Origin of the sequence: Kitasatospora arboriphila, from assembly GCF_039528095.1 — a bacterium.
Lineage (GTDB): Bacteria > Actinomycetota > Actinomycetes > Streptomycetales > Streptomycetaceae > Kitasatospora > Kitasatospora arboriphila.
In genome coordinates this window covers 149,110-159,986 of sequence record NZ_BAAALD010000009.1, presented here as the reverse complement: position 1 = coordinate 159,986, position 10,877 = coordinate 149,110, and the positions used below count along the sequence as shown (strand labels likewise).

Genomic DNA, 10,877 nt, shown 5'->3' with positions numbered 1-10,877 from the left:
GCCCCCCCAGCTGCCCGCCGCCCGGCGCCGCACCGCGGTGATCGCCGCCGGCCTCGGCATCGCGGTGGCCGGCGCCGGCCTGGCGCTGGCCCTGTCGCCGTCCTCGGACAAGCCGAACCTCGACCAGGCGCTGCCCGCGCCGTCCGGCACCCTCGACTCGGCGCCCCCGGACGACGGGCTGCCCGAGCCGACGGCGACCGCGAGCGCCTCCACCACCAAGAAGTCCTCGGCCTCCCCGACCCACGCCGGCAGCGGCCGGGCCAGCGCCAGCCGGGCACCCGCGGCCGCGCTCAGCCCGGCCGGGTCGGCCCCGGCGAGCGCCAGCGCCGCACCGCCGGTGGCGCCCAGCCCCTCGGCGGCCGACCGGGTGCTCAAGCCGGGCGACTCGGGCCCCGACGTCCGGGCGATGCAGCAGATGCTGATCACCGTCTCCTGCGGCGACCTCAACGTCTGGTTCGCCACCGGCACCTTCGACTCCTGGACGCAGTGGATCCTGAGCGAGTTCCAGCGGGACGCCCGGATCAAGGGCGACGAGCGCAACAACACCCAGTACGGCCCCAAGACGCGCGCCGCGCTGGAGAAGGCCTCGGCCGACCCCAACTGCTGACCGGCGGCCCGTCCGCAGGTGTCAGGCGGGCACCAGGCCCCGGCCGACCAGTTCGAGCACCAGCACCACCGCGGCGGACTCCACGGCGAGCAGCGCCACCAGGACGAACAGCTGCACCGCGCCGGCCTGCACCGGCCCGGCACCGCCGAGCAGCATGCCGACGAAGGCCCCCGGCAGCGTGACCAGGCCCACCGTGCGGGTCTGGTCCAGCACCGGGACGAGCGCGGTGGCGGCGGCCGTCCGGCAGATCTCCAGCCGGGCGTCGCGGTCCTCGAAGCCGAGCGCCAGCGCCGCCTCGACCTCGCCGCGCCGGGTGCGCAGTTCGTCCAGCGCCCGCCGGCCGGCCAGCGAGGTGGCGGTGAGCCCGCCGCCGATCAGGATGCCGGCGACCGGGATCAGGGCGATGCCCTTGTGCGGCAGCAGCCCGGAGGCGAGCAGCAGCACCAGCACCGGCAGCACCCCGGCGCCGATCGGCAGGGCGGCCCATGCCCAGCCCGGGCCGGTGGTCATCCGCCGGCCCGCCGTGCGCACCGCCACCCCGAACATCAGCAGCACGAACAGCGCGGACGTCCCGAGCGAGCCGACCACCCAGGAGATCACCAGCGCGACCGCGCCGAGCTGCACCACGGCGCGCAGGCCCGCCCGCAGCACGGCGTGCCCGTGGCCGAGCCGCCCCCGGCCGGCCACCGCGACCGCCGCGGCGAGCAGCAGCGCGATCTCGACGCCCAGCAGCCAGGTGACCGGCAGCAGCTGTCCGGCCGGTGCGGCCACCGGTCAGATCCAGCTGGTGAACCACATCCGGTCCTGCCAGTCCGACATGGGGATCACCTCCGCCGTGTACAGCGGGTAGAAGTACGCGAAGCAGCCGACCACGGCGAAGACCACCAGCCCGGCGCCGGCCGCCCCCCAGATCCGGCGCCGCCGGCTGCAGCCCGCCGGGCCGAGCATCGCGCCGAGCATCTGGGCGACCGCCAGGCACAGGAACGGCACCAGGATCACCATGTAGAAGGAGAAGATCGTCCGCTCCTGGTAGCCGAACCAGGGCAGGTAGATCCCGGCGACGCCAGCCAGGATCGCGCCGGAGCGCCAGTCCCGCCGGAACGCCCAGCGCCACAGCGCGTACGCGAGGGCGAAGCAGGCGGCCCACCACAGCAGCGGGGTGCCGAGCGCGAGGATCTGCGAGGCGCAGCCGCCGTTCGCCGTGCAGCCGCCCTGCCCGTCGGTGAGCTGCTGCCAGTACATCGACACCGGGCGGCCCTGGACGAGCCAGCTCCACGGGTTGGACTGGTAGGTGTGCGGCGAGGTGAGGCCGGTGTTGAAGTCGTACATCTGGGCGTGGAAGTGCCACCAGCCGCGCAGTGCGGACGGCACCCAGGTCATCGGCACCCGGGGCAGCGGGACGTCCACCACCGGGGTGCGCGGCATCGACAGCCCGGCCCGGTGGTCGGCCCAGTGCCGGTCGAAGCCGCCGTCGCTCGCGAACCAGCCGGACCAGGAGGCGACGTAGACCAGTACCGCGGCGCCGACGGTGGAGAGCAGGCCGGGCAGCAGGTCGCGGCGGAGCAGGCTGCGGGTCGGTCGGCGGGCGCCGGCCCAGCGGCGGCCGGCGCGGTCCCAGAGCAGGGTCAGCACGGTGAACACCAGCAGGATCTGCAGGCCGTTCCACTTCACCGCGGTCGCGCAGCCGAGCAGGACGCCTGCGCCGATCCGCCAGGGCCGCAGGCCGAGGCGGACCTCGTCGGCGGCCCGGCCGCCCTCGGCGAGGGCCGCGGCGAGCACCTGCCGGGTGCGGTCGCGGTCGACGAGCAGGCAGCCGAAGGCGCCGAGCACGAAGAACATCGACACGCCGTCCAGCAGGCCGACCCGGCTCATCACGAAGTGCAGGCCGTCGACCGCCATCAGCAGGGCCGCGGTGCAGCCGAGCAGCGTGGAGGAGAAGAGCCGCCGGCCGATCCGGGCGAGCATCAGCACCGAGAGGGTGCCGAGCAGCGCGACCATCACCCGCCAGCCGAAGGGGTGCAGGCCGAACACCCACTCGCCGAGCGCGATGACCCACTTGCCGAGCGGCGGGTGGGCGATGAACGCGGGTTCGGCGGTCAGCGGGATCTTCTGCGGGGAGGAGATGATCTCCCGGTTGGCGAGGTCCGGCCAGACGCCCTCGTAGCCCTGGTGCAGCAGCGACCAGGCGTCCTTGGGGTAGTAGGTCTCGTCGAAGACGAAGGCGTCCGGCTTCGCGAGGTTCCAGAAGCGCAGCAGTCCGGCGAACAGCGCGACGGCGATCGGGCCGAGCCAGTCGGCGTGCCGCACGATCCACGGCAGCGGGCCGCGCCGGACGGCCGGCGGCCGGGCCGCGACGGGGAGGCCGGTGGCCGGTGCATGCTCGGTGACTGCCGGATGCGCCATGGTCTGCCGCCGCTCCTCGCTCGGTGTCGCGGCGGCCGCGGCGGTCGCGGGCTGACGGGTCGCAGGCCCGGACTGGCGCTATGTCGCCTTTGTCGGAGAGATCCTAGCCCGGCCGCGCGGCACCTCCGTCCACCGCACCCCGCGGTTTGACCCTCGACCTGGTCGAGGGGGCAGAGTCGGCGGTGTGGACAGCGGACTTCACAGCATCGGCGAGACCGCCCGGCTGAGCGGACTCAGCATCAGCGCCCTGCGCTTCTACGACGGCGCGGGCGTGTTCGGCCCGGCCCGGGTCGACCCGCAGACCGGCTACCGCTGGTACGCGCCGGAGCAGCTCGCCGACGCCCGGCTGATCGCCCGGCTGCGGCGGGTCGGCATGCCGCTCGCGGACGTCTCGCGGGTGCTGGCCGGCCGTCCCGGCGAGGCCCGGGCCGCCCTGGACGCGCACCTGCGCCGTCTGGAGGAGGGCCTGGCGGACGCCCGCCGCGAGCTGTCCACCGTCCGACACCTGCTGGAACTGAGGGAGAACCCCGTGCAGAGCACCCGTCTGACCCTGCCCGCCGCCGAGCTCGCGGCCGCCCTGGACGCCGTCCGCTTCGCGGTCGGCCCCGACGGCTCGCTCCCGCAGGTCGCGGGGGTGCTGTTCGAGACCGACGGGGCGGTGCTGCGGCTGGTGGCCACCGACCGCTACCGGCTGGCGGTCTCGGAGGCCGCCCCGGGCACCGTCGAGGGGCCGTCCGTCGCGGTGCTCGCGCCGACCGCGTTCGTGGACGCGCTGCGCGGACTGCTCGCCGGGGCGGGCGACGGCACGGCCGAGCTGACGGTGGCCGGGGGCGTGCTGGCCGCCGCGGCCGGCGGCCGCGAGGTGACCGGCAGCCCGGTGCCCGCCGACTTCCCCGACTACCGCCCGATGCTGCGCCCGGAGCCGGTCCGGCGGGTGGAGATCGCCGCGGCCGCCCTGATCGAAGGGCTCGGCGCCGGGCCCGTCCGCACCGTGCGCCGGGACCAGGACGGCGTGGACTTCCCGGTCTCGGAGCTCACCGTCTCCGCGGACGGCGCCCTCACGGTCGGCGGCGCCGAGGAGGGGGACGGGCTGTGCGTCCGGGTCAACCGGGACTTCCTGCTGGAGGCGGTCGGTGCGGGTGCCCGCGGCCAGCTCGTGCTGGAGCTCGGCGGCCCGGTCGCCCCGCTCGCCGTCCGCTTCCCGGACCGCGCGGGCACCTTCTCGCTGCTGATGCCCACCGCGCCCTGACGGTCCGCGGCCGGTCGGGGCGTCCGACAGGTTCCGGTACGCGGCCGTTGGGCCGAATCGCACGTGGTGCGCCGAATCTGTGGAGACCACGGCAATGTGATCGGGCATATGCCGATCGCTCTCTACGGTGGTTGCGCCGCCCGCGGCACCCGGTCCACCGTCCGGGCCCGCGCGGGGGACCACGACGACCAGGAGTCCTGCATGGCCGCTCACCATCCGTCAGCCGCTCCCCCGTCCGGCGTGCCGTCCGGGGGCGGCCTCCGGCCGACGGGCCGGCGGTGACCCCTGCCGCCGGCCCCACGGCGGGTCACCCGCCCCGCCGCGTCCGCCCGCCGTGCCGGGACCGCGGCCGCTGGGAGGGGTGTCGGGTGATCAGCTGGCGCGCGAGCTGGTCGAGGCAGATCGCCGCCGCCACGGGGGGAAGCCCGGCGACGATGACGTCCGGCACGGTCTGCGCGACCCCGCAGACGCAGAGCCCGGTGGCGACCGCCGAGAAGGCGAGGACGACGCTCCAGGCGTGCAGCGCGCGCCGGCCGTCGAGGGCGGCCCGGAGCACCGACAGGCAGCCGGCGAGCCAGGGCCCGTAGACCACCACAGGCCACAGCGCGGACAGCCCGCCGGGCACCCGGGCGAGGGCGAGGTCCTGCAGCGGCGGGTACGACAGGACCCAGCCCAGCACGCACACGACCGTCACCGCGACGGCGAGCAGGGTGCGGAACAACTCGCCCAGCGCCTCCTCGCGCCGCGCCTCGGCGGCCCGCACCCGGCGCCGCTTCCGCGGGGTCCGCGGCGGCGGGGCGGGCTGCGGCACGGAATCGGCGACCGGCCCCGCCTGGCTCGGCACGAAAACGCCGGAACTCCAGGCACCGGACATTTCGACGGTCGGCGCCGCATACCATCCGGCGTCCGCGGCGAGCGACCCCACCACCCCGTCACAATGCTCTCCGGGACCGGAAAACAGCGGGTCATTTCCGTACGGACGAAAGAATTCCAGCAGTGGGTCATGCACGGGGCAGCTCATTCCCCTGCGCAGCCGCGGAATGGTCCGTCGGCGGCGGTTGCGGGGCACCGGCAGGCACGGCGCCGGAGGGCTGCGCGGCGGCGCCGGGAACGGCGAACCGGCATTCCAGGCGGCGCAGCGTCCGGAGGAAGTCGGCGAGGATCCGGGAACAGTGCCACAGGACGACGCGCCGGCCGTTGCGCACCAGGTAGCCGGTCTCCACGTCGCCCGCGACGTTCTGCCGGTCCGGGACGAAGAGCCAGGCCCCGAGGCTGCAGATCGGGTCGCGCTCGGAGCTGTGCGGGGTCACTGGGTCAGGCATGGGAATCACACCATGGTCAACGAAGCGATCTTCCACCCGGGTGTGCGGAATTCGGGCGACATTCCGTATGAACGCTTGCGGGCGCTCTGCGGATCTCCTCGCGGGTGGTGCGCGCCCGCATATGCTCAAGGCCGCTCGCCGAATTTTCCCATCCGTGCGGCGCGCACCGCGGTTGTGCCGCGCCGCGCTCTCCGAAATTACCCGGACACCACGCACCGGAGGAACGTTTCCTCTGATTCCGATCTTCAAAGCGGTGCTGTATGGTCACTCTCTTGCAACGTTCCATTGCGAATTATCAGCCGATGTGGCCGGCAAGACTGTACGCAGGGGGTTTGGGTTGCTCAGCACGAACGAATACCTGGATGTCCGGCGGCTCCACGGCCAGGGATGGTCGATCTCGGCGATCGCCCGGCATCTCGGACGGGACCGCAAGACCGTCCGGAGGTACCTGTCCGGGAACCGCAAGCCCGGGGTGCGCACCCCGGCCGAGGACGTCTTCCTCTCCTTCCTCCCTTACTGCCGCCTGCGCCTGGCGGACGACCCGCACCTGCCGGCGACCGCGCTCTTCGACGAGATCACCGACCTCGGCTACCGCGGCGGCTACTCGACCTTCACCCGTGCCCTGCGCAGACACCGGCTGCGCCCGCCGTGCAGGCACTGCCACCCCGGCGCCCCCGGCGGCGGGGCGGGCGGCGGGCACACCGACCAGGAGGAGATCCGGTTCGGCTGGACGGACCTCGCCGACCCCCGGCCCGGCTGGGACGGCGGCGCGAAGGCCCACCTGCTGACCGGCTCGTTGCGCCACGGCCGCCGCTGGCGCGGCGTCCTCCTCGACAGCGACGACTTCCCGCAGGTGCTGGAGGCCGTCGACCACCTGCTGCGGCGACTCGGCGGCACGGCACCGCGCTGGCGCTTCGACCGCGACGCGCCCGTCCGGTGCCCGGCGACCGGCCGGCTGGCCAAGGAGTTCGCACCGGTCGGGCGGTACTACGGGGTCGAGATCGAACTGGAGACCACCGGCCCGACCGCCGAGGAACAGCGGCGCGCCGCAGCCGCCGGGCAGCACTGGCGCAGCGTCGTCGACGACCTCGGCCCGCGCGCGGCCCAGCAGATCCTCGACCGCCTGGCGGCGTGGTCGGACGACCGGATCCCGGCCGGCGACGGCACGCCGTCCGCCGCCCCGGCGCTGGAGGCGCTGCCGCCGGCGCCGTTCCCGGCCTGCGTGCGCACCCTGCGCACGGTCGACCAGCGGGGGCTCGTCCACTTCCGCGGCAACCGCTACGCCGTGCCGCCGGACCTCGCCGGGGCGCTGGTGGAGGTCCGCCACCGGCTGGACGAGTCCGACCTGTCGATCACCGCGTCGAGCGGGGCGGTCATCGCGCGCCACTCCCTGGCGCCGCGCGGTGCGGGCCGGACGGTGGCCGACGGCGACACGGCCTTCGTCCTGGAGCGCCCGCCCCGGCTGGTGCTGTCCGGTTCGGCGGGCTGCCCGGAGACCGCCGTCCGCCGTCCGCTGTCCGCGGAGGCGTCCGCCGAGGCCGAGGCCCTGCGCAGGCAGTACCCCCACCCCGCCCCGGCCGTACCGGTGCGCCGCCCCGCGGGCCCGCGCCACGGCTGACCGCGGCCGGCCCGCCCCGGAACCGCCGCCAGAGGCGCGAGGGTGGACACGTCAGGGGCGCCGGGGGCACCTGTGTGGCATCCGTGCGCCCTTGAAGACCGGCCTCAGGCCGCCGGCCTGATGTTGTGGTTGAAGTGGAAGACGTTCGCCGGGTCGTACTCGGCCTTGACGGCGGCGAGCCGGGCGAGGTTCTCGGCGCCGCGGCCCGCGGCGGCGCGGTCCTCGCCCTCGTCTCCGATGAAGTTGAGGTAGACGGCGCCGATCGACCAGGGCGCCATGTCGGCGCAGACGGCCTTCGTCCAGGCGCGGCCGCGCTCGTCGTCCGCCGGGTCCTCCCAGACCGCGAACGGGTGGACGGCCCAGGGCGCGGCCCGCCACGGGACGGGCCACTCGTGGTCGCCGGCCGCGACCGCACCGCCGAGGGCGAAGACGATGTGCTGGCTCGGCGAGGGAAGGATCATGTCCTTGGCCCGGGCGGTGAAGGCGTCCACGGTCTCGTCCGGGAAGCCGGAGAGGTACTCCGCCGACCAGTAGTTCCGGAAGCCGGGCGGGTCGTCGAGCATGCACTGCAGGTCGGCGTACGGGATGTCGGTGACCACCTCGGCCGCGTGCCCGAGTCCGAGCATCGGTGCGAAGGCCGGGCGGGCGCTCTCCAGGTCGCCTGCGTAGGTGAGCAGGACGCCGACGGCCTGCTGTCCGACCAGCTCCGGGGGCACGAACTCCTCGGGCGGCGCGGTGAGGTAGATGAAGGCGCCGCCGACCTCGTCGGGTGCGGCCTCCATGGTGTCGCGGTAGGCGCGCAGCACCTCCGGTCCCCGGTCGGCCTCGAAGAGCAGCAGGGCGATGGAGAAGCCGGGCAGCGGGTGCAGACCGAGGGTGAACTCGGTGACCACGCCGAAGTTGCCGCCGCCGCCGTGCAGTGCCCAGAAGAGCTCGGGGTTCTCCTGCGCGCTGGCGTGCACCCGGCGGCCGTCGGCGGTGACCAGGTCGGCGGCGAGCAGGTTGTCGCACATCAGGCCGAAGCGGCGCTCCAGCCAGCCGGAGCCGCCGCCGAGGGCGAAGCCGCCGATGCCGGTGGTGGAGGCGCGGCCGCCGGTGGTGGCGAGGCCGTGCGGCTGGGTGGCCCGGTCGAGGTCGCGCATCAGGGCGCCGCCGCCGACCCGGGCGACCCGGGCGTCCGGGTCGACCCGCACCCCGTTCATCCGGCGCAGGTCGAGCACGAGGCCGCCGTCGACCAGGGCCTGTCCGCTCACCGCGTGGCCGCCGCAGCGGACGGCGATCTCCAGTCCGCGGCTGCGGCCGAAGGCCAGCGCCGCGGCGACGTCGGCGGGCCCCTCGCACTGGGCGATCACCGCGGGCCGGCGGTCGATCATGGCGTTGTGGATGGCCCTCGCCTCGCCGTAGGCCTCGTCGCCGGGCAGCAGCACCCGGCCGGTGAAGCCCTCGGCCAGTTCCTCCGGACGCAGGTCGCCGTTCGCAGGGGATGCCATGGTGAGCCGTCCTTCCGGCCGGTGCGGGGCCGCCGCGGCCGGCGGCCCCGCTTTCGACAGTAGGCCGGACGGGTGAAGGCCGCATCCGAGCCGGATGCGGCCTGACGGCGGCTCAGGCCGCGGTCTGCAGTTCCCGCACCACCGGCCGGACCTGCGCCACGGTGACGACGGCGTTGTCCTGCGCCGGCGTCAGGTGGCCGCGCAGCCGGACGGCCAGTACGACGATCAGCACGGTGCAGGCCGTCATCGCCAGCAGGTACAGCGGCCAGGTGCCGGCGCCGACCAGCAGCACGCCGACGGCCGGGCCGACCGCGATGGCCGTCTGCTTCACCAGGGCGTGCGCGGCGTTGTACGTGCCGAGCAGCCGGGCCGGGGCCAGGTCCGCCACGATCGGGCCGAGGGTCGGTGCGAGCAGCGACTCGCCGACGCCGAACAGCGCGTACACGGCCACCACGGCGACGGTCGCGGCGAGCGCGTCCGAGCGGACCAGGCCGGCCACCAGGGCGGCCGTCCAGGCGCCCAGCCAGACCACGCCGGCGGCGGCCATCGCGGTGGTGCGGCGGCGGCGCTCGGTGAGCCGGACGACGACCATCTGCAGCAGCACGATGGTCAGCGCGTTGGCGCCGATCGCGATGCCGAGCACGGACGGCGCGGTGCCGACCGTGTCGGTGGCGAAGGCGGCGACACCGGACTCGAACTGCCCGTAGCAGGTGAAGAAGATCAGACCGGCGAGCAGGCAGAGCCGCAGCATGGCCTTGTCCTTCAGCACCGTGCGCAGGCCCCGGCCCTGCCCCTGGCCCGCGCCGTGCCCGGCGGCCGGGACGGGCTCCGCCTGCGGGACGCGGGCGGTGCCGGCCACCAGGGCCAGGCCCAGCAGGGTCAGCGCCTCGATGGTGAACAGCCGGGTGAGGCTGGCCGGGTCAGCGGGGTCGACGATCTGGCCGCCGACCAGGGCGCCGATGCCCATGCCCAGGTTGACCAGGGTGAACTGCAGGGCGAAGGCCCGCGAGCGGCCGGCCCGGCCGGTGCTGCGGACGATCATCGTGGCGAGCGCCGGCTGGCAGGCGGTGATGCCGGCGCCGAACAGGAACGAGGAGACCAGCAGGGTCGGCGCGGTGGCGGCCTGCCCGAAGGCGAAGGCGCCGACCGCGGCGAGCGCGGCGCCGGCGAGCAGCACCGGGCGCGGCCCGTACCGGTCGATGCCGCGGCCGGTGAACGGCAGGACGGCGAGCGCCGCGAGCGCGAAGACGGTGAACACCATCCCGGCCGCGAGCGAGCCCAGCCCCCGCACCTGGTCCACGTACACGAACATGTACGGCATCGTGAACCCGCTGCCGAACGCGCTGAGCGCGTTGCCCATCTGGACGCGGCGCAGCGGGCCGCCCGCCGCGTCCGCCCGCCGTACCCACTGCTTCACCGTGCCGGTCACCGTGCACACCCCTTTGTCGTCGAGGAAGGTTGAAGCCTTCCTGCTTTAACCCTGCAAGATTTCAGAGCTAAAATCTAAGTCTTCGAAGACTCAGGTGTCAAAGGCTTAACAGCTGCACGATGCGTGGGAGAATGACGGCCATGAGCACACGCAAGCCGGACGAGCCGGCCGCCTCCGAGCTCGGCATCGCCGAGCAGGTGGCCCTCTACCAGCGGGAATTCCCCACCGTGGACCCGCAGGTCGAGACGATCGTGTCCACGCTCTCCCGGCTGTCCCGCCGGATGAACGTGGCCTACAGCCGACAGCTGGCTGTGCTGGGAATCACGTCCGCCGAGTGGGAGGTGCTGAAGGCCCTGGTCTTCGCCGGCAGCCCCTACCGGCTCGGCCCGGGCGACCTCGCCAAGCGGCTGGGTCTCACCCCGGCGGCGATGACCCACCGGATCGACCGGATGGTCGCCGACGGCCTGGTCACCCGTGAGCGCGACGAGGCCAACCGGGTCCGGGTGATCATCGAGCTGACCGAGACCGGCCGCGACAAGTGGCTGGAGCTGATGCGGATGGCCGCCGTCTTCGAGGCCGACCTGCTGCAGGACATCACCGGCGACGACCGCGGCGCGCTCTCCGCGATGCTCGGCCGGATGCTGCGCCGGATCGAGCGGAGCCAGCCGGACGCCCTCGGCCGCACCGAGGACCTGGACTGACCGGCGCCCGCACGCACGCGAAGGGGACTGCCCCGGACGGAGGTTCCGTCCGGGGCAG

10 protein-coding genes are annotated in these 10,877 nt (G+C 74.6%); 4 read left to right on the top strand and 6 right to left on the bottom strand.

Annotated features, from left to right (window positions below; all coding sequences use genetic code 11):
• A partial coding sequence (locus ABD353_RS07840; protein WP_344622745.1) for a peptidoglycan-binding domain-containing protein occupies window positions 1–607 on the top strand: 607 nt, incomplete at its 5' end.
• Between the two features lie 21 nt (window positions 608–628).
• Here the strand turns inward: ABD353_RS07840 and ABD353_RS07835 are convergent.
• Both ABD353_RS07835 and ABD353_RS07830 read right to left on the bottom strand, forming a co-directional pair.
• The gene (locus ABD353_RS07835; protein ID WP_344622744.1) at window positions 629–1,378 is read right to left on the bottom strand and encodes an ABC transporter permease; all 750 of its coding nucleotides are present in this window, start codon (window positions 1,376–1,378) and stop codon (window positions 629–631) included.
• A gap of 3 nt (window positions 1,379–1,381) precedes the next feature.
• Window positions 1,382–3,010: a dolichyl-phosphate-mannose--protein mannosyltransferase gene (locus tag ABD353_RS07830; RefSeq protein WP_344622743.1), complete on the bottom strand. Its 1,629-nt coding sequence runs from the start codon at window positions 3,008–3,010 to the stop codon at window positions 1,382–1,384.
• 184 nt (window positions 3,011–3,194) lie between these two features.
• Between ABD353_RS07830 and ABD353_RS07825 the strand changes: the two genes are divergently transcribed.
• Window positions 3,195–4,259, top strand: coding sequence for a DNA polymerase III subunit beta family protein (locus tag ABD353_RS07825; RefSeq protein ID WP_344622742.1), 1,065 nt, complete (start codon window positions 3,195–3,197; stop codon window positions 4,257–4,259).
• Window positions 4,260–4,566: 307 nt separating this feature from the next.
• Here the strand turns inward: ABD353_RS07825 and ABD353_RS07820 are convergent, their stop codons facing one another.
• Both ABD353_RS07820 and ABD353_RS07815 read right to left on the bottom strand, forming a co-directional pair.
• Window positions 4,567–5,103, bottom strand: a complete 537-nt coding sequence (locus tag ABD353_RS07820) for a DUF2637 domain-containing protein (protein ID WP_344622741.1) — start codon at window positions 5,101–5,103, stop codon at window positions 4,567–4,569.
• Between the two features lie 157 nt (window positions 5,104–5,260).
• Window positions 5,261–5,581: a hypothetical protein gene (locus ABD353_RS07815; protein ID WP_344622740.1), complete on the bottom strand. Its 321-nt coding sequence runs from the start codon at window positions 5,579–5,581 to the stop codon at window positions 5,261–5,263.
• 337 nt (window positions 5,582–5,918) lie between these two features.
• Here ABD353_RS07815 and ABD353_RS07810 point away from each other — a divergent pair, with 337 nt between their 5' ends.
• Window positions 5,919–7,199, top strand: a complete 1,281-nt coding sequence (locus tag ABD353_RS07810) for a Mu transposase domain-containing protein (protein WP_344622739.1) — start codon at window positions 5,919–5,921, stop codon at window positions 7,197–7,199.
• A gap of 104 nt (window positions 7,200–7,303) precedes the next feature.
• Here the strand turns inward: ABD353_RS07810 and ABD353_RS07805 are convergent, their stop codons facing one another.
• Complete coding sequence (locus tag ABD353_RS07805) at window positions 7,304–8,689, bottom strand: FAD-binding oxidoreductase (RefSeq protein ID WP_344622738.1); 1,386 nt, start codon at window positions 8,687–8,689, stop codon at window positions 7,304–7,306.
• A gap of 112 nt (window positions 8,690–8,801) precedes the next feature.
• Window positions 8,802–10,118, bottom strand: a complete 1,317-nt coding sequence (locus ABD353_RS07800; protein WP_344622737.1) for an MFS transporter — start codon at window positions 10,116–10,118, stop codon at window positions 8,802–8,804.
• 131 nt (window positions 10,119–10,249) lie between these two features.
• Between ABD353_RS07800 and ABD353_RS07795 the strand changes: the two genes are divergently transcribed.
• Window positions 10,250–10,819 carry a MarR family winged helix-turn-helix transcriptional regulator gene (locus ABD353_RS07795; RefSeq protein WP_425555095.1) on the top strand — a complete coding sequence of 190 codons (570 nt, stop codon included), beginning with the start codon at window positions 10,250–10,252 and terminating at the stop codon, window positions 10,817–10,819.
• Window positions 10,820–10,877: the final 58 nt, after the last annotated feature.

Coding starts and splice junctions, on each gene's coding strand:
- ABD353_RS07805 (WP_344622738.1), bottom strand. CDS start 8,689: ATGGCATCCCCTGCGAACGGCGACCTGCGTCCGGAGGAACTGGCCGAG.
- ABD353_RS07795 (WP_425555095.1), top strand. CDS start 10,250: ATGACGGCCATGAGCACACGCAAGCCGGACGAGCCGGCCGCCTCCGAG.
- ABD353_RS07830 (WP_344622743.1), bottom strand. CDS start 3,010: ATGGCGCATCCGGCAGTCACCGAGCATGCACCGGCCACCGGCCTCCCC.
- ABD353_RS07815 (WP_344622740.1), bottom strand. CDS start 5,581: ATGCCTGACCCAGTGACCCCGCACAGCTCCGAGCGCGACCCGATCTGC.